Genomic DNA, 20272 nt, shown 5'->3' on the forward strand with positions numbered 1-20272 from the left:
CTCGCGGGAAACCGGCCCGCCCCCGCGAGTCGGTGTGTGGGTGCACGCGTATCGCGCCGTGAGTGCAGGTGTCGGGCGCCCTTCGAGGGCTCTTAGGCTTCCCCCATGACTGATCGACCCACCGCCGTCGTCACCGGGGCCAGTTCCGGCATCGGGGCCGCCACCGCTCGCGCGCTCGCCGGGGCCGGGTTCCACGTCGTGCTCGGGGCCCGGCGGGTGGACCGGTGCGCGGAGATCGCGGCCGGGATCGACGGCACCGCGTTGCGCCTCGACGTCACCGACGCCGAGTCGGTCGCCGCGTTCGGCGCGGCCGTGCCGGACTGCCGGCTGCTCGTGAACAACGCGGGCGGCGCGAAGGGCCTCGAGCCGGTGGCCGAGGCCGACGAGGACGCGTGGCGCTGGATGTTCGAGGCCAACGTGATGGGCACGCTGCGCGTCACCAAGGCGCTGCTGCCGGCGCTGCTGGCCTCCGGCGACGGGCACATCGTCACCATCACCTCGATCGCGGCGATCGAGGCCTACGACAACGGCGCCGGGTACACGGGTGCCAAGCACGCGCAGTCGGTGCTGCACCGCACGCTGCGCGGCGAGCTGCTGGGACAACCGGTTCGGCTCACCGAGGTGCTGCCGGGCATGGTCGAGACGGACTTCTCGCTGGTCCGCTTCGGCGGTGACGCCGAGCGCGCAGCCGGCGTCTACCGCGGGATCACCCCGCTCACCCCCGAGGACGTGGCCGAGGTGATCGCGTTCGCCGCCACCCGGCCCTCGCACGTGAACCTCGACCAGATCGTGCTCAAGCCGCGCGCCCAGGCGAGCGCAACGCGGGCGCACCGCGACACCTGACCGGTTGACCGGACGGGCGCCCGGCCCAGAGGATGAGCACTGATCGTCTTCCCCGATGCGTCAGCGAGGTCGCCGGTGTCCGACAAGCCCACCGGCGCGCGCCCGGCGTCCTGGGTGCCCCGCGCCCACCCGCTGTCCTGGGCGACCCTGGCCGTCACCACCGGCGCCATCCTGATGACGGCGGTGGACGGCGGGATCCTGCCCGCGGTGCTGCCGGCGATCCAGGAGGAGTTCACGCTCACCGCGGCCCAGGCAGGGCTGGTGAACTCGGTGTTCTTCGCCGGGCTCATCGTCGGGGCGCTGGGGTTCGGGTGGCTGTCGGACCGCATCGGCACCGGGTACCGGCGCACCTGGACCTGGAACGTCGCGATGATCATCGGGATCCTCGGCGGCGCGCTCACGTTCGGGCTGGCCGGCAGCTTCGCGGCGTTCCTGCTGCTCCGCATCCCGATGGGGATCAGCCGCGGCGGGTCCGAACCGGTGAACGTCGCCCTGGTCAGCGAGTGGTGGCCCAAGGAGTACCGCGGGTTCGCCGTCGGCGTGCACCACACCGGCTTCCCGCTCGGGCAGTTCCTCACCGGCGCGCTGATCGCGGCCGTGCTCGGCGTGGCCGGGTGGCGCGAGGCGTTCCTGCTCATCCCGCTGCTCGGAATCCCGATCATCGTCGTGCAGGCGTTCCTCGGCACGCGGCGCAACCAGCAGAAGGTCTACGACTGGATCGACTACCGCGGCCTCACCCGCCCGCTGCCCGAGCTGTCCAGCCGCCCCCGCGGCGCCGGCCTCGCCCCCGTCAAGGAGGCCCTCGCCCACGCGAACGTGCGCTGGTCGGTCGTGCTGATCTTCCTCTTCCTGTGGGCGGAAGCGGGCGCGGTGACGTTCCTGACCGTTCAGATGGTGGATGCGGGCATGGGCCTCGGTCTGGCCGCGCTGCTGTCCGGCGTCTCGGGGCTCACGGGCTGGATCGGGCAGGTCGTCTGGGGCGCGTGGTCCGACCACGCGGGCCGCAAGTTCGCGATCCGGTTCCTGGTGATCGGCTGGACCGTGACCCTGCTGGCGATGACCCTGATCACCAGCCCGGCGAGCGCGTGGATCGTGCTGCTCGCGTGGGGCCTGTTCCGCAACGCCCCCTTCCCCGTGGTCTACGCCCTGCTGATCGACTCGGTGCCGCGCGCGGCCGGCACCGCGATGGGCATCATGATCGGGATCGCTCTCGGCGTGTCCGGCGTGCTCGCTGCCGCGGTGTCGGGCTGGATCATCGACAATGCCGGGTTCACGGTGCACTACGTCGTGCTCGCCGTGATCTGCTTGCTCGGGCTGCTGCCGCTGGCCCGGATGACCGAGACCGTGGAGGTACGACGATGACCGAGCTGCTCGAGTCAGGGCTGCTCGAGCCCGGCGCCGAACTGGAGGCCGTGGCCACCGGCTCGACCTGGGCGGAAGGACCGGTGTGGATCGGTGCCGAACACGCCGTGCGCTACAGCGACATCCCGAACAACCGCATCCTGCAGTTCTCGGAGACGACCGGCGAGCTGTCGGTCTACGCCGAGGACGTCGAGTTCACCAACGGCCGCACGCTCGACGTGGACGGCTCGGTGATCCAGTGCTCGCACGGCAGGCGCGCCGTGGAGCGCGACCGCGGCGGCGTCGTCGAGATCGTCGTCGATCGGTGGACCGAGCTGCGGTTCAACTCGCCCAACGACGTCGTCGTGAAGAGCGACGGCACGATCTGGTTCACCGACCCGTCCTACGGCATCCGCAAGCCGGGCGAAGGCCATCCGGGAGAGCTCGAGTACGGCGACCACTACGTGTTCCGCCACGACCCCCGGGACGGCTCGGTCATCCCGGTCGTGATCGACGTCGAGATGCCCAACGGCCTCGCCTTCTCCCCCGACGAGTCCCTGCTCTACGTCGCCGACTCGGCCGACTCCCCCACCCGGGGACACCGCGACCCGACCCGCCCGCCGGGGCACTCGATCCACGTCTACGACGTCCTCGACGGCCGGTTGTGCAAGAACGGCCGCGAGTTCGCCGCCGTGCAGCCCGGCGTGCCCGACGGCTTCCGCGTGGACGAGCACGGCAACGTGTGGACCTCGAGCCACGACTCGGTGCAGGTGTTCGCGCCGTCCGGGGAGCCGCTCGGCCTGGTCCCGGTGCCGGAGAAGATCGCGAACGTGTGCTTCGGCGGCGACGACGGGTGCACCCTCTACGTCGCGGCCAGCACCACGCTCTACCGGATCCGCACCACGGTGCGCGACGCCGCGGCCTTGCTGCGCGGGATCTGATCGGCCCCTCCCGCCCGCGGACCACGTCCGAGATCGTCGGTTCGGCGCGAAAGCGGCCGGATAGAGCGTGTTGCCGAGTCGGGGCCCGCGGACGCGCGATGGTGATCGCTGCGAGAAGTACCTGACGTCGCCGCGACAGCACCCACGCACTGCTCGCACCGATCACCCGACCTTGATCACTCCGACCCGTACGCCACCGTCGCCGCGCCCGCACCCAGGTACTGCTCGGATCGATCACCTGGCCGTGATCGCTCCGACATGTACGCCACGTCGTCGCATCCGCCCCCAGGTACCGATCAGATCGATCACCGCGCACCGCGCCCCGGCCGGCAGCGTCGAGCACGGGCGGACGGTCGTGACCGAAGATCGACCGACCACCATCTGCCCGTGATCGAGCAGCGCCCGCGGTGCGGGCCTGACCGATTCGACAACAGGCCCCCTGCAGCCCATGTCCCGATCCCGCCGATCATGAGAGGTGAACGCGCCTCGAACCGGACCGATGATCATCGTGAGGCGGTGGAACGGGACCACCGCAAGGTGGGCGAGCACGCAGCAGGGGCGGACTCGTCCCGGACAGGCCTGGGCCCGCGCCGGGGACGGCCGCCCACCCAACCCCGATATTCGGCAGTTCTGCCAACCCGGCCACCCCACCGACAGGCAGCAGCAGGGGAAACCCGGCCGACTACGCCGAAGACCAAGGCCGGAGCGTGAGGCAATGGCCGCGAGCCGGGAACGGCCCGCCCACAGGAGATTCCACGACGACGTAGACGTGAGCGGGGGTTGAATCTTCCCCGAACCCCGCTCACGTCTACGTGGTCATGCAACGGGCACGGAACCTGGACGGCCACGACCGCAGGATGCGCCACGAGCGAGACCTCAGCGGGGTTTGATCTCCAGCAAACCCCGCTCACGTCTCATTGATCATGCAACCGGCGCGGTACGGAACGCGAAGTGGCCATGAACAGCGAAAATGGTGCGAGGGCGACAGATCCAGCGTGCGGCCGACTCGGGCCTCGGAGGCCCGGTGGTGATCGCTGCGAGAAGCACCTGACGTCGCCGCGACAGCACCCACGCACTGCTCGGACCGATCACCTGGCCGTGATCGCTCCGACAAGTACGCCACCGTCGCAGCGACCGCCGCCAGGTACTGATCGGAACGATCACCCGGCCGTGATCGCTCCGACATGTACGCCACCGTCGCAGCGACCGCCGCCAGGTACTGATCGGATCGATCACCGCGCGCCGCGTCCCGACCAGCAGCGTCGACCATGGGCGGACGGTCGTGGTCAGCGATCGACCGACCACCGTGTGCCGTGATCGACGCAGCGTCCGCGGTGCGGGCCGTGACCGGTTCAGCAACCAGGCGCGATATCGCCGTTCCTGCACAGAACCGATGATCACGGCGCCCCGCGGCCCCGGTCAGGGGCCGGCGGTCTCCTCGGTCGGACGGTTCTCCCGGGCCGCATCGGCCGGGCGCGGGCCGGTGGCCGCCTCGTCCACCCGCTCCTCGGAGTCGTGCAGGATCTCCGCGGCCTCGGCGTGGCGGTCCTCGTCGCCGTCGGCCACGCGCGCCTCCTCCGGGAGCGGCACGGCGCGGCGTTCGACCTGGTCGCTCAGCTCGTCGGGATGCATGCCCGCGCGTACCCGAGGTCGGCAGGCCCCAACCGGGCGGCGGCACGAACGCCGTGTCCGCGGTCGCGGAGTCAGCCGGTCAGCTGTTCGGAGCGTGCCCAGAGGGAGCGGGCGAGATCGGTGTCGCGGGTCTGCGGGTTGACCCGCTTGGCCGGCTTGCGCTTCTCGTAGTAGGTGCCGGACTGCCAGTCGACGCCCGGCCGGCTCTCGGCGAGCCAGACCAGTTGGTCGGCCCCCTTCTCCGGGGTCGTCAGCATCGCGCGGGTCAGCCGGTTGGTGGTGATGAACCGCATCAGGCGGCTGTCGGACTCGGTCCCGAAGCTCGTCGCGACGTTGCCGGGGTGGAAGGCGGCGGTGGAGATGCCCAGGGCGTGGTAGCGGCGGTGCAACTCGCCGGTGAACAGGATGTTCTCCAGCTTGCTGGCGTTGTAGACCGCTACCGGGTTGAAGGCGCGGTCGTGGTTGAGGTCGTCGACATCGAGCTTGCCGGCCATGCGGGCGCCGACGCTGGAGGTCTGGATCACCGTGGCGCGGGAGGCGATCAGCTTGTCGAGCAGCAGCCGGGTGAGCAGGAACGGCGCCAGGTGGTTGATCTGGAAGGTCATCTCGAACCCGTCGACCGTCTTCGTGCGATCGCCGAAGACGCCGCCCGCGTTGTTGGCGAGCACGTCGATCCGGGGATAGGCGCCGTCCAGCTCGGCGGCGAGCTTGCGCACCTCGTCGAGGCGCGTGAAGTCGGCGATGAAGTAGTCGGCGCCGATCTGACGGGAAACGGCCTGGGTCTTCTGCGGAGAGCGGCCGACTACGACGACGTGGTGACCGTCCTGGCGTAGCCGGCGCGCCGCGGCGGCACCGATGCCGTTGCTCGAGCCGGTGATGACGATGGTCTGGGACATGACGACAGTTTACGTCAGCTTTGTCAGTCTCTGCCACAACCGTCAGTGATACGCTCGGCACACCATGACCAGCCCGCAGTCCCGCCTCCGCGAGCGCACCCGCCGAGCGGTGCAGAAGGAGATCGCCGACGCGGCCCTCGCCCTGTTCGTCTCACGCGGCTACGACGCCACGACGATCGACGACATCGCCGCCGCCGCCGGGATGTCCCAGCGCAGCGTCTTCCGCTACTTCGCCACGAAGGAAGACATCGTGGTCGGCAAGCTCGACCTCCGCACCGACGCCATGCTCGACATCCTGCGCGCGCGCCCGGGCGACGAACCGGTGTGGACGTCGCTGCGCCGGCTCTTCGACATCGTGGGTACGCCGGACCAGCAGGAGATCACGAAGCCCATCCAGCGGGTGGTGTTCGAGACGCCAGCCCTGCTCGCGGTGTACCTGCAGCAGCTGCACAGCATCCAGGACGCCGTCGTGGCGGTGCTGCTCGATCGGGCCGACGCAGCCGGTTCTCCTTACGCCCCCGACGATCCCGCCCCGCGAGCGATCACGGCCGCAGCCTTCGGCTGCCTGGTCGCCGCCCAGCACGCCTGGCTCGCGTCCACGGGCTCCCTCGCCGACTGCATCGACCGCGCCATGGCGAGCATCACCGTTCAGGCGTGAGAAGTCGTACTCGCCGTCAGCTGTTCAGCGCGGACAGGCCCTTCCAGTCCTCCCAGGACAGCGTCCAGTCCCAGATGTCGCCGTCGCGGGGCGACAGATCGACACCGGTTCCCGTGACCTCGACGGGGTCGCCGTAGAGCGCCGTGTCGTAGTAGGCCTTCGCATCCTCCGGGGAGAGGTTGATGCAGCCGTGGCTGACGTTCGACGAGCCCTGCGCCGACACCGTCGCGGGCTGGGCGTGGAGGAACTCACCGTTGTTGCTGATCCGGACCGCCCACTTCATCATCACGTCGTAGTCGAAGGTCTCGCTCACCATCCGCCGATCGGCGAACTTCTCGGTGACGACGTGGACGCCGGTGCGGGTGTTGCGCCGGGGGTCCGAGTCGAGCCCGAAGCTCGCCGGGAAGTCGAAAACCTCCTGGCCGTCCCGGATGACGGTCACGCGGTGGCTGGCGGCGTCGGCCTTCACGATCTGCGAGCGCCCGATCTCGAACGTGCTGGTGACGTCGGCCGCGCCGTAGGCCCCGCCGCCGTAGGGCACGCCGAACAGGTCGGCGGTGACGGTGACCTGCGTGCCGGTGGGCCAGTACTCGCGCGGGCGCCAGTCCACGCGCGAACCGCCGCCCTCGTCGGGCAGCCAGCCCCAGGCTCCCTCGACCGGCACCGACGTCTCGACCGACAGCGCCCGCTCGACCGCGGCCCGGTCCTCGACGTGCTCGTCGAACTGGATGCGGATGGGCGCGGCCACGCCGACGGTGCGGCCGTCGCCGATGTTGACGATCCCCCGCGCGATCGACTCGGGGGAGATCGTCGTGAACGACCCCTGCACCGGCACCGGGGCGCCGTCCTCGCCCGTAGCGCTGCCGCTCCACGTGTAGGTGGTGTCGTACTGCAGCTCCTCGGTGCTGCTCCACGAGGTGCGCTCGGCATCCGGTTCGCCCGCCACCTCGGCGCCGTCGGGCCCGGTGAGCGTGACGGCGTCCAGCGTGCCGTCGGTGACGCTGACGGTGGCCTGCTCGCGGGGGTCGATCCCGGTTGCGGCGGCCACGGGCGCGTACGCGAGCGCGGCCGGCGGCGCGAGCACCGGCGGCACCGTCGGGGTCGTCACCCCGGAGCCGTCAGCGGTGGCGATGGTGGCCACCCCGAGCACGCCGCACAGCACGATGGCTAGTGCGAGCAGAATTCTTCGCAACACTCGCGTCCCCCTAGCAAGAGCTCCCCACAGCCGAAGACGCACGGAGAGCGCCGCGGGTTGTCCTGCTGTGGGCCCCTGTTCGCCAGGTTACGCGGCCGTCACTGGGTGCACCCGACCAGAACGGGTTCCGGGTGCAGCATCACGTTCCACCGCTCGCGCACGCCCTCACGGACCTCTCGCGCCAGGGCGAGCAGGTCGGCGGTGGTGCCCTCCCCGCGGTTGGTGAGGGCGAGGACGTGCTTGCCCGACAGCGCCACCCGACCGCCCGGGCCGGTGTGGCCACGGCGGAAGCCGGCCTGCTCGATCAACCACGCCGCGGGCACCTTGACCAGGCCGGGCCCCGCCGGCCAGCGGGGCGCCCCCTCGGGGGCCTCGGCCTCGGGCAGCACCGGGTTGGTGAAGAACGATCCGGCGCTCCACGTGTCGTGGTCGGCCGCGTCGAGCACCATTCCCTTGCCCCGGCGCAGGTCGAGCACGGCCTCGCGGGCCGCCGCGGTGGGCACCTGCGCGCCGGGCTGGACGCCCAGGGTCCGGGCGAGCTCGGGGTAGCGCACGGGCGCGCTCGCACCGCTGCCGGGCAGCGCGAACCGCACCCGCAGCACGACCGCGTCGTCACGGCCCTTCAGCAGGCTGGTGCGGTAGCCGAGGCCCAGCTCGGCGGCCGGCACGTGGGGACGCACCGCACCGGTCCGACGGTCGTAGAGGTCGACGTCGACCAGCACGTCGGCGACCTCCACCCCGTAGGCGCCGACGTTCTGCACGGGCGTGGCGCCGGTCCGTCCCGGGATGCCGGACAGGCATTCCAGCCCGCCCAGCCCGTCGGCGACGCAGGCGGCGGCCACGTCGTCCCAGTCGGTGCCGGCCTCGACGGTGAGCAGCACCGACCCGTCCGGCCTGCGGTGCACCTCGCGCCCGGTGCTCGCGACGTGCACGACGGTGCCCGGCCAGCCGTCGTCGGCGATCACCACGTTGGATCCGCCGCCGAGCACCAGCAGCGGTTCACCCGACGCATCGGCGGCACGCACCGCATCGACGACGGCGTCGGCGCTCGTGGCCTCCACGAGCCTCCGCGCGGGCCCGCCGAGCCGCAGCGTCGTCAACGGGGCGAGCCGTTGCGTCGGCAGGGGGAGCACGTCGGGTACGGGCACGATGGCCAACGGTATGGCACCCGGCGCGGGGTCCGGGCGGCGGTAGCCTCCGCGCATGTCTCGGCAGATCGACTACAGCTCCACGTCGCAGTACCCGGCCGACGAGGTGTACGCGACGATGGTGGACCCCGACTACCTGCGCTCCCGGCTGCAGCGCATCGGCGGACCGGGTGCCGACCTGCTGGAGCACACGGCCGAGACCGAGGGCGCGCGCTACCGCCTCCGGCACGGCCTCGACGCGAAGGACCTGCCGCCCGCGGTGCGCGGCGTGCTGCCCGGCGACCTCACGATCGAGCGCACGGAGCGCTGGACCCGCCAGGAGAGCGGGCACTACCTGGGCGATGTCCAGGTGGCGATCCCGGGCACCCCCGCGTCCGCCGTGGGCGGGATGCGATTGCGCGACTCCCCCGACGGCGGCAGCGAACTGCAGGTGCGCGCGGACGTCACCGTCCAGGTGCCGCTCCTCGGCGGCAAGATCGAGGGTGTGGTGGCGGATCAGGTACGGAAGCTGCTGACGGCGGAGTCGGCGTTCACGCAGCAGTGGCTGGCCGGGGGCCGCTGAGCCATGGAGCCACGTGCGGAACACCGCTACGTCCTCACCCTGAGCTGCCCGGACACCACGGGGATCGTCGCCCGCATCTCGACCTTCCTGGCCGACGCGGGCGGGTGGATCGTCGAGGCGGGCTACCACTCCGACCCGCACACCGGCTGGTTCTTCACCCGGCAGGTGGTGCGGGCCGACTCGCTCCCGTTCGACGCGGACGAGCTGCGGGCGCGGTTCGCGGGCGTCGCAGCGGAGCTCGGCGGCGAGGCGAGCTGGACGGTCACCGACAGCCGGGAGCCGAAGACCGCGGTGCTGCTGGTCAGCACCGAACCGCACTGCCTGCACGACCTGCTCGGCCGCGTCGCCGCCGGGGAGCTCCCGGTGCGGCTGGCCGCCGTGATCGGCAACCACGAGCCGCTGGGCGACATCGTGCGGGCGCACGGGGTGCCGTTCCACCACGTGCCGTTCCCGGCGCCCGGCGGCGACCCGGACACGCGCGCCGCCGCGAAGGAACGGGCCTTCGGGCAGGTCAGCGAACTCGTCGACCGGCACGATCCGCATGCCGTGGTACTCGCCCGGTTCATGCAGATCCTGCCCCCGCACCTGTGCCGGGAGTGGGCGGGCCGCGCGATCAACATCCACCACAGCTTCCTGCCGTCCTTCATCGGCGCACGCCCCTACCACCAGGCGTACGCGCGCGGAGTGAAGCTGATCGGCGCCACCTGCCACTACGTCACGCCCGACCTGGACGCCGGCCCGATCATCGAGCAGGACGTGATCCGCGTGGACCACGGCGACACCGCCGCCGACATGGTCCGCCGGGGCCGCGACATCGAGCGCCTGGTCCTCTCCCGCGGGCTGCGCTGGCACCTGGAGGACCGGGTGCTCGTGCACGGCAACAAGACGATCGTCTTCCGCTGAGCAGGACCGGCGCTGTGGACCATTGCCACACCCCGCGCCGGACAATAGGTTCCCGCTCACAGCCTGACGGCTGCACCGACAGCCACCACGGCCGTGGAGGAACTCCTGATGACGACCGTCAGTCCCCGCTCACAGGAGACCGACCACCTCGGCCGCGTCGACCTCACCGACCGGTCGGCGATCGGCACGAACAGCTTCGTGAACGAGGAGCTGCTGCCCACCCCCCTGCCGAAGCGCACGTGGACGACGTACAACTACGCGGCGCTGTGGATGGGCATGGCGCACAACATTCCCAGCTACCTGCTCGCATCCGGGCTCATCGCGCTGGGCATGAACTGGTTGCAGGCTTTCCTGACCATCACGCTCGCGAACCTGGTCGTTCTGGTCCCACTGCTGCTCAACAGCCATGCGGGCACCAAATACGGGATCCCGTTCCCGGTGTTCGCCCGCGCCTTCTACGGCCTGCGCGGGGCGAACCTCGCGGCCCTGCTCCGCGCATTCATCGCCTGCGGCTGGTTCGGCATCCAGACCTGGGTGGGCGGGCAGGCGATCTACGTGGTCGTCGGCGAGCTCATCGGACCAGCGTGGACCGACGCCCCCGGGTTCGGCGGGTACGCGTGGACCGTCTGGCTCTCGTTCGCGGTGTTCTGGTTGCTGCAGATGGCCATCATCTGGCGCGGGATCGAAGCATTGCGCCGGTTCGAGAACTGGGCGGCGCCGCTCGTCACGGTGGCGTTCCTGGCGCTGATGGTCTGGGTCCTCGTCGAGGTCGGCGGGTTCGGCCCGATCTTCGCGCAGCCCTCCGAGCTGGGTTGGGGCGCCGATTTCTGGCCGGTCTTCTGGCCCGCGCTGATGGGCATGATCGCCTTCTGGGCGACCCTGTCCCTGAACATGCCCGACTTCACCCGGTTCGCCCGCAACCAGCGCACGCAGGTGCTCGGCCAGGTGTACGGGCTGCCCACCACGATGTCGTTCATCTCGATGGTCTCGATCGTCGTCACGTCGGGCACGATCGTGCTGTACGGGGAGGCGATCTGGGACCCGGTGGAGGTCGCGAGCCGCTTCTCCAGTCCGATCGTGGTCGTGATCGGCCTCGTGATGGCGGTGCTCGCCACGATCTCGGCGAACGTCGCCGCCAACGTCGTGAGCCCGTCCTACGACTTCTCCAACGCCCTGCCCCGCCTGCTGAGCTTCCGCACAGCCGGGCTGCTCACCGGGGTGATCGGCATCCTCATCCAGCCGTGGCGGCTGGTGTCGGACCCGCAGATCTACATCTTCACCTGGCTCGGCTTCTACGGTGGCGTGCTGGCGTCGGTGGCGGGCGTGCTCATCGCCGGCTACTGGCTCATCTCCCGCACCCACCTCGACCTGGCCGAGCTCTACCGCCCCGGCGGCCGGTACTGGTTCACCTCCGGCTGGAACTGGCGCGCGGTGGTGGCCACCGCGCTCGGTGCGGTGGGCGCGGTCGGCGGCGCCTACTCCGCGGAGGGCAGTGGCCCCTTCCCCGCCGACGGGCTGATCCCGCTGCTCAAGCCGCTCTACGACTACAGCTGGATGGTCGGGCTGGCGATCGGGTTCGTGGTGTACGCGGCGCTGACGCTGCCCGGCTCCCGCCGCCCGGCATAACGCAACGAACGGCACTCTCGTCGGCTAGATGCCGACCAGAGTGCCGTTCGTCAGCGGATCAGGCTGCGGCGGACACCGGAGCCGGCTCCAACGCCAGCTCCAGGACCTCGCTCACGTCCGCCACCGGGTGCACCCTCAGCTCGCCGCGCACCGACTCCGGCAGGTCGTCGAGGTCGGGCTCGTTACGCTTCGGGATGATCACGTCGGTGAGCCCGGCGCGGTGGGCCGCCAGCAGCTTCTGCTTGACGCCGCCGATCGGCAGGACCTTGCCCTGCAGCGTGACCTCACCGGTCATGCCGACGCTCGAGCGCACCGGCCGCCCGCTCGCGAGCGAGGCGAGCGCCGTGGTCATCGTGATGCCGGCGCTCGGGCCGTCCTTGGGCACCGCGCCGGCGGGCACGTGCACGTGGAGCTTGCGCTGCGCCAGGTCACCGGCCAGGCCCTTCGATCGCAGGTAGGACAGCGCGATCGACACCGACTCCTTCATGACGTCGCCGAGCTGCCCGGTCAGGGTCAGCCCCGGCTCGCCCTCCATCGCCGTGGCCTCGATGAACAGCACGTCCCCTCCGGCACCGGTGACGGCGAGCCCGGTGGCGACGCCCGGCGTCGAGGTGCGCTCGGCCGACTCCGGCGTGAACTTCGGCCGGCCGAGGTAGCCGACCAGCGCGTCGGCGTCGACGTGCACGGGGGCCTCGGTCCCGCTGTCGAGCTGCACCGCGGCCTTGCGCAGGACCTTTGCCAGACCCCGCTCCAGCTGCCGCACGCCGGCCTCGCGCGTGTACTCGGCAGCGATCATCGACAGCGCCACGTCCGTGAACTCGACGTCCGACGGTTCCAGCCCGGCCTTCTCGACCTGCCGGGGCAGCAGGTGGTCGCGGGCGATGGCGACCTTCTCCGCCTCGGTGTAGCCGTCGAGGGTCACGAGCTCCATGCGGTCCAGCAGCGGGCCCGGGATGGTGTCGTAGCTGTTGGCCGTGCCGAGGAACAGCACGTCGGACAGGTCGAGGTCGACCTCGAGGTAGTGGTCGCGGAACGTGTGGTTCTGCGCCGGGTCGAGCACCTCGAGCAGCGCCGCGGTGGGGTCCCCGCGGAAGTCGCTGCCGACCTTGTCGATCTCGTCGAGCAGCACGACCGGGTTCATCGAGCCGGCCTCGCGGATCGCGCGGACGATCCGGCCCGGCAGCGCGCCGACGTAGGTGCGCCGGTGCCCGCGGATCTCGGCCTCGTCGCGCACACCGCCCAGGGCGACGCGCACGAACTTGCGGCCCAACGCGTGGGCGACCGACTCCCCCAGCGACGTCTTGCCGACGCCGGGCGGGCCCACGAGCGACAGCACGGCTCCGGAGCCGCGGCCGCCGACCTTCTCCTTGCCCTTGCGCTCGCGCCGGGCCCGGACGGCGAGGAACTCGACGAGCCGCTCCTTGACGTCGTCGAGACCGGCGTGGTCGGCGTCGAGCACGGCACGAGCGGCGACGAGGTCGTCGGTGTCCTCCGTGCGCGTGCTCCACGGGATGTCGAGGACCGTGTCGAGCCAGGTGCGGATCCAGCCCGCCTCGGGGTTCTGGTCGGAGCTGCGCTCGAGCTTGTCGACCTCCTTGAGCGCCGCCTTGCGCACGTCGTCGGGAAGCTCTGCGGCCTCCACCCGGGCGCGGTAGTCGTCGGAGCCCTCGGGCTCGCCTTCACCCAGCTCCTTGCGGATCGCGGCGAGCTGCTGGCGCAGCAGGAACTCGCGCTGGGTCTTCTCCACGCCCTCGCGGACGTCGGTGGCGATCTTCTCGGAGACCTCCTGCTCGGCGACGTGCGCCTTCGTCCACTCGAGCAGCAGCTCCAGCCGCGCCGTCACGTCGGTCTCGGCGAGCAGCTGGGCCTTGTGCTCGAGGTCGAGGTAGGAGGCCCAGCCCGCGGTGTCGGCGAGCTGGCCGGGGTCGGTGATCTGCTGCACCGAGTCGACGACCTGCCACGCGCCGCGCTGCTGCAGGATCCCGATCACGAGGGACTTGTACTCCTTGGCCAGCTCGGTGGTCCGGCCGGTGACCGGCCCGTCCTCGACCGGCGTGGCCTCCACCCACAGGGCCGCACCGGGCCCGGTGACACCCGAGCCGATCTGCGCGCGGCCCTCGCCGCGCACCACGGCCGCCTTCTCCCCGCTGGGGAGCCTGCCGACCTGCTCGAGGACGGCGACCGTGCCCACGGCTGCGTACTTGCCGTCGAGGCGGGGGACGACGAGCACCTGGCGGTCAACGCTGTTGGCCGCGTCGACCGCTGCCTGGATCTCCGGCTGGTCCAGCCGGACGGGAACCACCATGCCGGGCAGCACCACCGAGTCGGCGAGCGGAAGCACCGGCAGCTTCAGCGTCTCTGTCATGCCCGGCTCAACGCTTACACCGTTGTCACCATTCCAGCGTTCAAGTAAGTCCGCCGGGAGCGAACGCAGGAACCTTGAGCGTAGGCCGCTCACACCGGTCGTGGTGCGGTCACACCGGCTGCACGCACCGTCGGTGTGCGGGTGAGCCTGCGCGCAACGTCTCAGGTTCCCTGCGCCAACGACGCCGGCAGGCGCTCGGCGTGGATGACGTGCAGGTTGCTGACCGCTCGGGTGAGGGCGACGTAGAGGCGTTGGAGGCCGCGGTGCTCCGCTGCCGCGATGCGGGCCGGCTCGACGACGATCACCGTGTCGAACTCGAGCCCCTTGGCGAGGGTGACCGGCGTGAGGGCGAGCCGTTCCGCCTGCAGGCCTGTTCCGTCGGCGCCGAGGACGAGGTGCGGGAGCCCGCTGTCGGAGAGCGAACGATGGAGGTCGGGGATGTCGTCGTCGGCGGCGATGAGCCCGACCGATCCTTCTGCAGCCAGCGCGGTGGCACATGTCGTGAGGGTCGCCGCGATCATGTCCTCGGGCGCGGTTTCGATGATGTGGAGGGCGTCGGGGGTATGGCGGAACGATGCCGGGCCGCGTAGCCCGGGCGCGATGCGGGGCAGGAGCCGGGCGACGTAGTCGATGATCTGCGCCGGCACGCGGTAGCCCTGGGTCAGTTCCTCGACCTGGCCGTCCGGCCGGTCGAGGTGGGCGAGAACGGCGGTCCAGTCGTGGACGGCGGCAGGGCTGGTGGCCTGGGCCAGGTCGCCGAGGACGGTGCAGGAGCTTGCCGTCCGGCGGGCGATCGCCCGGAGGTGCATCGGGCTGAGGTCCTGGGCTTCGTCGACCACGATGTGGCCGAGTTTCGCGGGGCGCTCGATCAGCGATGCGGCCTCGTCGACGAGAGCCAGGTCGAGACTGCTCCAGGTCATCGCTCTCACGCTGCGCGGGCGAGGCATGAGCAGGATCGCGCGTTGCTCGTCCGGGGAGAGGAGTCCGGCTGCGGCACGGGCCAGGTGGGACCGGTTGGTGAGGAGATCGAACACCACGCGTGCCGGATCGACCGCGGGCCACAGCCGACGGACGGCGTGGCGACCGAGTTGGTGCGAGGTGGTGCCGCTCACAACCCCCGAGCGGCCCTTCATGAGACGCCCCAGACGCTGAGCGAGCAGCTCGCGACCGGTGCCGTAATCGATCCCGCGGCTGAGTACGCCGTGGAGTTCTTCTACGACGTCCTCAGCGGGCAGGCGCCAGGTGCGGCGCTGGACCGTGACTTCCAGTGGTTCCCGTGGGGACTCGATCCGGGACCACACGTGGCGCCGGACGACCTCGGCCATCCGGGCGTCGCCCTTGATCAGCGCCGCCCGTGGATCGTCGACACGCTCGACGGAGATGCCCGACCCGGTGAGCTCGTCGATGGTGGCCTGCGAGACCTCCACCTCACCGAGGGCCGGCAGGACGTTGCGGATGTAGGAGAGGAACGAGCGGTTGGGGCCGATCACGGCAACCCCGCCCTGCTTCCGCAGCCGGTCCCGCTCGGAGTAGAGCAGATACGCCAGACGGTGCAGGCCCACCGCGGTCTTGCCCGTGCCAGGCGCGCCCTGGATGCACAGCGTGCACCCCAGCGGAGCACGCACCAGCCTCATCTGTTCCGGTTGGATCGTGGCGGCGATGTCGCGCATCGGCCCCGTGCGGGGCCGCTCGATCTCCGCGGCCAGCAGGCCTTCCCCAGCACCGGAGGAGACCTGCTGGTCGAGTGGTTCGTCCTCGAAGGCGCTCAGCACGCCGTCGCGGTCGAAGCCGTAGCGGCGGCGAACCCGAACCCCCATCCGATCCTGCTGACCGGCCTCGTAGAACGCGCGCGCCAGCGGGGCACGCCAGTCGATGACCAAGGGCTCGCCGTCGTCGTCGCGGATGCCGAGACGTCCGACGTACACGTGGTCACCGCCCGACCCGTCGGCGCGGGAACCGCGTGCGGGGACGCCGTCGTGGATCTCGCCCGGCGGGTAGACCAGGCGTCCGAAGAACAACGGCGCGCCGTCGCGGTCCGCCAACCTCTTGATCAACCGCTTGCGGTGCTGCCGGAGCGCGTGGTTGGAGTACTTGTCCGCGACGGCATCGCCTTCACCCGCGCCGACAGCCAGCATCGTGCTGACCTCCGCACGCATGCGGGCCAACGTTGCGCGACAGGTGTCCATGTAGTCGCGCTCGGCGCGAATCTCGGGCTCGACGAGGTCCTGGTCGGTCTGGTGCATGGTCGTGCCCACACTGAGAGCATAAGTAGACCGAGTGCAGAAATCAACCGAGGGTAGGATTGCGCCATGGACGAGCACCTGGGGCTGCGGGAGCGGAAGAAGGCACGCACCCGGCGGGCGATCTCGGAGGCGGCGATCGCGCTGTTCCTGGAGCGCGGCTACGACGACGTGCCGGTGGCCGAGATCGCGGAAGCGGCCGAGGTCTCCAAGCGCACCCTGTTCGCCTACTTCCCGACGAAGGACGACCTCGTCCTGCACCGGTTCGCCGACCACGAGGACGAGGCTGCCCGCGTCGTCCGGGACCGCGCCGCAGGCGAGCCACCCCTCGACGCGCTCCGGCACCACCTGCAGGACGCCCTCGACCGCCGCGACCCGATCAGCGGCCTCTGCGACGTCCCCCAGGTCGTGGCGTTCTACCGGCTCGTCTCCGACACCCCCACCCTGCGGGCGACACTGTTGCGGTACCAGGTCCGCAGCGTGGAGACCCTCGCCTCAGCCCTGCTCGACGCAGCCCCGGGGGCTCCGCAGCCGCAGCTCACCGCACGCCTGGCGGCGAACCAGATCCAGGCCGTCCTGCGCGAGCTCGCCGACTACAACCAGCAGCGCATCGCCGCCGGGGCCAACGCCGAGGACCTGGCCCCGATCGCCCGAGCGGAGGCCGAGCACGCGTTCACACTGCTCCGCGCAGGCCTCACGCCGTACACGACGGAGCCCCGAGGCACTTCACACATCCAGTAGCCACTCCACACAAGGCGGGCCTTCGGTGGAGTGGAGGCTGGATGTGTGGAGTGCCGATCTAGCGGCCCAGGCCCTCCACGACCTCCGCGCCGGGGAGCCTTGCCGCCAGTTCTCCTGGCAGTGCCAGCTTCGAGCCGCGGATCCCGCTGCCGATCACCACGGCGGGGGCGACCGCGACCGCGGCGTCGACGAGCAGGGGCCAGCCCTCGGGGAGGCCGACGGCGGTGATGCCGCCGTACTCCATCCCGGTGTGGGCGACGGCGTCGTCCATCGGTGCGAAGGAGGCCTTGCGGGCGTCGAGGCGCTTGCGGACCAGGCCGTTGACATCGGCGCGCGTGGTGGCGAGCACCAGGCACGCGGCATAGCGGGTGTCGCCGCCGCGGCGGCCGGCCACGACGACGCAGTTGGCCGAGCCGTCCAGCGGCGAGGAGTAGGCGGCGCAGAACTCCGCGGTGTCGGCGAGGGCCGGGTCGATCTCCGCGACGCCGACGAGCGCGGCGTCGGCGGGATCGAGCGCCTTGAGAGCGTGGGCGACGGGCTCACCCAGCAGGTCGGGCCGGTCGAGCGCGGGGACGGCCCGCAGCGTGCCCAGTACCGTCCAGTTGCTCACCAGCGCTGGCCACCACCCTGCACGCGGACGACGGCCGGCTTGACGTCGACGATGTAGACGATCACCGCGACGAGCGCGGCCAGCCAGAACAGCGTGCCGCTGCTGCGTGGGCCGCCCTGGAAGACGATGAGCACGAGCAGGCTCGCGCCGGTGATGCCGAGCCACGCCGGCTTGGTCAGCTTGTCGACGGCGGTGAATGCGTCGGCGCGTTGCATCAGCGCGTGGACGAACGCATAACCGCCCACGGGGATGGCCAGCAACCAGATGGCCCACAGCACCCAGTCGTCGAGGTCGTACAGCAGGCTCACACGACCAGAGTACGTGCGCGCGCCGTCTGCGCACATCCCCGGTGCAGATGAGCGGTCGCTACCGGCGACGACAGGCGACGCGAACGCACCGGTGCCCCCGAGGCGCGGGAGGCCCCGGGGGCACCGGTGGTGCGCAGCGGATCAGCTGCTGGACGTGCCGTTCGCCGAGCCGGTCCGGCGGACGGGCTTGCTCGCCGTCGCCTTCGGTGCGGCCGTCTTCGGAGCCGTGCGGTTGGCAGCCTTGCGGGTGGTGCTGCGCGTCTCCTGCGCCACCTCCGCCCCGGCGTCGCTGATGCTCTCGGCGGCGTCGGCGCCTGCGTGCGCGACGGTCGTCGACGCGTCGCGGCTCACCTCGGTGACGGTCTCGGCGGTGCGGCCGGTGAAGCGCTGCGTGGCGCGGGCCACCCGCTCGCCCGTGGACCGGGTCTGCGTGGTGACCACGGTGAGGGCCTTCTCCGTGGCGTCGCGCGCGTCGTCGACGATGTCGTCGACACGCGCGTCGAGCTTCTCGGTGTAGCCCTCGATCCGCGCCAGCGCCTCCTTGACCTGCGGCTGCTTGCGGATGCGCCCCCAGGTCCGCTCGCCCTGCTCGGCGAAGCCCGCGTAGGCGTGCTCGGCCTGGGTGCGCAGGTCGATGACGGTCCTGCGCAGCTCCTCGCCGTTCAGGTGCTGCGGCAGGTCGGCAACCCGGTGCTGCACGCCCTCGGCCTGCGAGGCCGCACGGGTGCGCGCGGCGGCGACGGCCTTGGAGACGGCGGTGACCGCCAGGTCACCGACGCCCAGGACGGCGAGCAGCGGGGTGCGCGCGAGCTCGGCGCGCTCGGCGGCGGTCTTCGCCGCGTCGTGGCGGGCCTTGCGGACGTCCGCGGTGGTCGGCAGCTCCACAGCCATGATGATCACTCCTCGTGTGACGACGACTCGTCGGTTGCGGGGACGACGTCGCGGTCGGTCTCCCGTCGGAAGGACTGGTAGATGTCGAGGAGCACCTGCTTCTGGCGCTCCGTCAGGTCCGGGTCGGCCACCACGGCATCGGTCACCGCGCTCGCCGGCCTCTCCTCGAGGAACCCGGCCTTCACGTACAGGGCCTCCGCGGAGATCCGCAGACCCTTGGCGATCTGCTGGAGGATCTCGGCAGACGGCTTGCGCAGCCCCCGCTCGATCTGGCTGAGGTAGGGGTTGCTGACTCCGGCGGTGCGGGCGAGCTGACGCAGCGAGACCTGCGCACCCTCGCGCTGGCTGCGGATGTAGGCGCCGATGTCGTCGACGGCCTGGCCGACGGCCTGACCGGCATGCCCGACCACGTGCCCCACCTGCTCGACCGCGTGGCCGACCCGCTCGCTGGGGCCCGCGTCGGAGGGCCGCTCCGTATGCGTCACTCGCACTCACCTCCGTCCGTCCCCATCGACGCTACGCCCGCGTGCTAGCTGTTGCAAGCACCATGCTTGCGCAGGTCGATGAGCCTGTTCACACCCGAACGGAGGCAGGCGGCAGGATCGCAGCCGTGCCGGAAGAAGCCGTTCTCGCCGGGCAGTGGCCCGTTCTCGCCGCGGTGGCGGCGGGAGGTGCGCTCGGAGCGCTCGCCCGGTGGGGCGTCGGGCTCGCCCTGCCCACCCCTCCCGGCGCGCCCCCGTGGCCGACGCTCGGCATCAACGTCGCGGGTTGCCTGCTCATGGGGCTGCTGCTGGGAGTGCTGTCCAGGCGGCGCACGCATCCCCTGCTACGCCCGTTCGCCGGCACCGGCGTGCTGGGCGGGTTCACCACGTTCTCCGGCTACGCCGTGGACGGGCTCGGGCTCCCCCTCGGCCCGGCCGCCGGGTACCTGGCCGGCACGCTCGCCGGCGCGCTCGTCGCGACCTCGGTCGGGTCGTGGGCGGGCCGGCGCGCCGCGGGCCCGCTGTGACCGGCCTGCTGGTGGTGCTCGGAGCGGCGCTCGGGGCGCCGCTGCGCTACCTCACCGACCGCGCGATGCGGGTGCGGTTCGGCGCGACGTCTCCGTGGGGCACGTTCGCGGTCAACGTCGTGGGTTCGGCACTGCTCGGGTTGCTCGTGGGCGCCGCGGCCCCGCCCGCGCTGCTCGCGCTGGCCGGCACCGGCTTCTGCGGTGCGCTCACCACCTACTCCACGTTCGGTGCCGAGACCATCGCGCTGGCCGAGGACCGCCGGTGGGCCGCGGCAGTGGCCAACGTCGTCGGATCGGTGCTCGCCTGCCTGGCCGCGGCCGGACTGGGTTCGGCGGCGGGAGCGGCGGTGCTGGGCTGAACCG

At 71.5% G+C, this 20272-nt stretch carries 20 protein-coding genes; 10 read left to right on the top strand and 10 right to left on the bottom strand.

Annotated elements, in window-relative coordinates; all coding sequences use genetic code 11:
* The first annotated feature begins 105 nt into the window (after window positions 1-105).
* The 3 genes from CFP66_RS06260 (at window position 106) to CFP66_RS06270 (ending at window position 3125) form a co-directional block, all read left to right on the top strand.
* On the top strand, window positions 106-843 hold the full coding sequence (locus CFP66_RS06260; protein WP_094920993.1) for an SDR family NAD(P)-dependent oxidoreductase: 738 nt from the start codon (window positions 106-108) through the stop codon (window positions 841-843).
* Between the two features lie 75 nt (window positions 844-918).
* On the top strand, window positions 919-2205 hold the full coding sequence (locus tag CFP66_RS06265; RefSeq protein ID WP_094920995.1) for an MFS transporter: 1287 nt from the start codon (window positions 919-921) through the stop codon (window positions 2203-2205).
* Window positions 2202-3125, top strand: a complete 924-nt coding sequence (locus CFP66_RS06270; protein ID WP_094920996.1) for an SMP-30/gluconolactonase/LRE family protein — start codon at window positions 2202-2204, stop codon at window positions 3123-3125. Before CFP66_RS06265 ends, CFP66_RS06270 begins: the two co-directional genes overlap by 4 nt.
* Before the next feature lie 1419 nt (window positions 3126-4544).
* Here the strand turns inward: CFP66_RS06270 and CFP66_RS06275 are convergent.
* Together CFP66_RS06275 and CFP66_RS06280 are read right to left on the bottom strand one after the other, a co-directional pair.
* A complete protein-coding gene (locus CFP66_RS06275; RefSeq protein ID WP_094920998.1) occupies window positions 4545-4757 on the bottom strand; it encodes a hypothetical protein in 213 nt (70 codons plus the stop codon).
* Between the two features lie 71 nt (window positions 4758-4828).
* The gene (locus tag CFP66_RS06280; protein ID WP_094920999.1) at window positions 4829-5653 is read right to left on the bottom strand and encodes an SDR family NAD(P)-dependent oxidoreductase; all 825 of its coding nucleotides are present in this window, start codon (window positions 5651-5653) and stop codon (window positions 4829-4831) included.
* 64 nt (window positions 5654-5717) lie between these two features.
* Here CFP66_RS06280 and CFP66_RS06285 point away from each other — a divergent pair, with 64 nt between their 5' ends.
* Window positions 5718-6311 carry a TetR/AcrR family transcriptional regulator gene (locus CFP66_RS06285; RefSeq protein ID WP_094921001.1) on the top strand — a complete coding sequence of 198 codons (594 nt, stop codon included), beginning with the start codon at window positions 5718-5720 and terminating at the stop codon, window positions 6309-6311.
* A 16-nt stretch (window positions 6312-6327) separates the two neighbouring features.
* Here the strand turns inward: CFP66_RS06285 and CFP66_RS06290 are convergent, their stop codons facing one another.
* Window positions 6328-7506 (bottom strand): Ig-like domain-containing protein, encoded by a 1179-nt coding sequence (locus CFP66_RS06290; protein WP_094921003.1) that lies wholly within the window; start codon window positions 7504-7506, stop codon window positions 6328-6330.
* Between the two features lie 98 nt (window positions 7507-7604).
* A complete protein-coding gene (locus CFP66_RS06295; RefSeq protein WP_233159171.1) occupies window positions 7605-8654 on the bottom strand; it encodes a UDP-N-acetylmuramate dehydrogenase in 1050 nt (349 codons plus the stop codon).
* 55 nt (window positions 8655-8709) lie between these two features.
* Here CFP66_RS06295 and CFP66_RS06300 point away from each other — a divergent pair, with 55 nt between their 5' ends.
* From CFP66_RS06300 to CFP66_RS06310, 3 genes are all read left to right on the top strand, one after another.
* Window positions 8710-9216: a DUF2505 domain-containing protein gene (locus tag CFP66_RS06300; protein WP_094921006.1), complete on the top strand. Its 507-nt coding sequence runs from the start codon at window positions 8710-8712 to the stop codon at window positions 9214-9216.
* 3 nt (window positions 9217-9219) lie between these two features.
* Window positions 9220-10119, top strand: coding sequence for a formyltetrahydrofolate deformylase (gene purU, locus CFP66_RS06305; RefSeq protein ID WP_094921007.1), 900 nt, complete (start codon window positions 9220-9222; stop codon window positions 10117-10119).
* Between the two features lie 108 nt (window positions 10120-10227).
* Entirely contained in the window at window positions 10228-11745 is a 1518-nt protein-coding gene (locus CFP66_RS06310) for an NCS1 family nucleobase:cation symporter-1 (protein WP_094921009.1), read from the top strand.
* Between the two features lie 58 nt (window positions 11746-11803).
* On the opposite strand, the gene lon is transcribed toward CFP66_RS06310, so the two are convergent.
* Window positions 11804-14110, bottom strand: coding sequence for an endopeptidase La (gene lon, locus CFP66_RS06315; protein ID WP_094921010.1), 2307 nt, complete (start codon window positions 14108-14110; stop codon window positions 11804-11806).
* A 161-nt stretch (window positions 14111-14271) separates the two neighbouring features.
* Complete coding sequence (locus CFP66_RS06320) at window positions 14272-16365, bottom strand: ATP-binding domain-containing protein (RefSeq protein WP_233159172.1); 2094 nt, start codon at window positions 16363-16365, stop codon at window positions 14272-14274.
* A gap of 54 nt (window positions 16366-16419) precedes the next feature.
* On the opposite strand from CFP66_RS06320, the gene CFP66_RS06325 reads away from it, so the two are divergent.
* The gene (locus tag CFP66_RS06325; RefSeq protein ID WP_094921012.1) at window positions 16420-17091 is read left to right on the top strand and encodes a TetR/AcrR family transcriptional regulator; all 672 of its coding nucleotides are present in this window, start codon (window positions 16420-16422) and stop codon (window positions 17089-17091) included.
* A 58-nt stretch (window positions 17092-17149) separates the two neighbouring features.
* Here the strand turns inward: CFP66_RS06325 and CFP66_RS06330 are convergent, their stop codons facing one another.
* The 4 genes from CFP66_RS06330 to CFP66_RS06345 all read right to left on the bottom strand — a co-directional run bounded on the left by CFP66_RS06330 (window position 17150) and on the right by CFP66_RS06345 (window position 19319).
* Window positions 17150-17701 (bottom strand): YbaK/EbsC family protein, encoded by a 552-nt coding sequence (locus CFP66_RS06330; protein ID WP_198961251.1) that lies wholly within the window; start codon window positions 17699-17701, stop codon window positions 17150-17152.
* Window positions 17698-18009, bottom strand: coding sequence for a DUF2516 family protein (locus CFP66_RS06335; RefSeq protein WP_369804963.1), 312 nt, complete (start codon window positions 18007-18009; stop codon window positions 17698-17700). Before CFP66_RS06335 ends, CFP66_RS06330 begins: the two co-directional genes overlap by 4 nt.
* 141 nt (window positions 18010-18150) lie before the next feature.
* Complete coding sequence (locus tag CFP66_RS06340) at window positions 18151-18900, bottom strand: hypothetical protein (RefSeq protein ID WP_143517132.1); 750 nt, start codon at window positions 18898-18900, stop codon at window positions 18151-18153.
* A 5-nt stretch (window positions 18901-18905) separates the two neighbouring features.
* Window positions 18906-19319 carry a helix-turn-helix domain-containing protein gene (locus CFP66_RS06345; RefSeq protein ID WP_094921638.1) on the bottom strand — a complete coding sequence of 138 codons (414 nt, stop codon included), beginning with the start codon at window positions 19317-19319 and terminating at the stop codon, window positions 18906-18908.
* A gap of 191 nt (window positions 19320-19510) precedes the next feature.
* Between CFP66_RS06345 and CFP66_RS06350 the strand changes: the two genes are divergently transcribed.
* Together CFP66_RS06350 and crcB are read left to right on the top strand one after the other, a co-directional pair.
* Window positions 19511-19909 (top strand): CrcB family protein, encoded by a 399-nt coding sequence (locus tag CFP66_RS06350; RefSeq protein ID WP_233159173.1) that lies wholly within the window; start codon window positions 19511-19513, stop codon window positions 19907-19909.
* The gene (gene crcB, locus CFP66_RS06355) at window positions 19906-20268 is read left to right on the top strand and encodes a fluoride efflux transporter CrcB (RefSeq protein WP_094921640.1); all 363 of its coding nucleotides are present in this window, start codon (window positions 19906-19908) and stop codon (window positions 20266-20268) included. Before CFP66_RS06350 ends, crcB begins: the two co-directional genes overlap by 4 nt.
* Window positions 20269-20272 lie beyond the last annotated feature (4 nt).

Origin of the sequence: Pseudonocardia sp. MH-G8, assembly GCF_002262885.1 — a bacterium.
In the GTDB taxonomy this organism is placed as follows: domain Bacteria; phylum Actinomycetota; class Actinomycetes; order Mycobacteriales; family Pseudonocardiaceae; genus Pseudonocardia.